Annotated in this window: 1 protein-coding gene; it reads left to right on the forward strand. The window is 69.7% G+C overall.

Going from position 1 to position 893, the window contains the following annotated elements:
- Positions 1–893 (forward strand): radical SAM protein (locus tag ABD350_RS37870; protein WP_344354019.1); only part of this gene is annotated, 893 nt, incomplete at both ends.

An 893-nucleotide genomic window follows, 5' to 3' on the forward strand; every position in this document is an offset into this window, starting at 1 on the left:
GTTCGACGCCGTCCACACCCACACGATCACCTCGTCCACCCTGGCCCTGGGCAGCCGCACGCCCGCCCCGTACGAACAGCTGGCGGCGGACCGCTCCTCGTTCACCGGGCTCATCGAGCAGATGCCGTGGACGCCGGTGGCGGAGCTGGAGCTGTACCGCGGCTGCACCCGCAAGGCGTTCTGCCGGTTCTGCAACGAACCCGCCAAGTCGCCCGCAGTCGCGCACCGCCGGGTCGAGGACGTCCTGGCCGAGACCGTCCAGTTGTACGACGGGGGCGTGCGCCATTTCCGGCTCGGCCAGCAGACCTGCTTCTTCTCCTACCAGGGCCGCAGCGAGGAAGCGATCCGCGCCCTGCTGGGAGGGATCCGCGAGCAGTGCCCGGAACTCCAGATGCTGCACATCGACAACGCGGATCCGCTGGCGGTGGCCGCGCCGGTCGGCAAACGCATCGCGGCAGCGGTCGCCGAGCTGTGCACCGAGGGCAACTGCGCACCAATGGGAATCGAGTCGTTCGACCCGGCCGTGATCGAACGCAACACCCTGACCTGCACCCCCGACGTCCTGCTGCGCGCCGTGGAGCACGTGAACGAGGCCGGCGCCGAGCGCGGTGCGGGCGGGCTGCCGAAGCTGCTGCCCGGCCTCAACCTCATCTACGGCCTGCCCGGCGAGACCCACGCCACCCACCTGGCCAACCTCACCGCCCTGCAGCGGATCTACGACGCCGGATGGATGTGCCACCGCACCAACGTGCGTCTGGCCCGCGCCTTCCCCGGCACCCCCCTCGCCGAGGAAGAAGCCGGCCTGGAGGACCTGCCCTCCACGGAACACTTTGAGACGTGGAAGGCCGACATCGACCAGATCTGGGACCAGCCGATGAAACAACGCGTCTACC

It is taken from the genome of Streptomyces nogalater (genome assembly GCF_039532885.1).
Lineage (GTDB): Bacteria > Actinomycetota > Actinomycetes > Streptomycetales > Streptomycetaceae > Streptomyces > Streptomyces nogalater.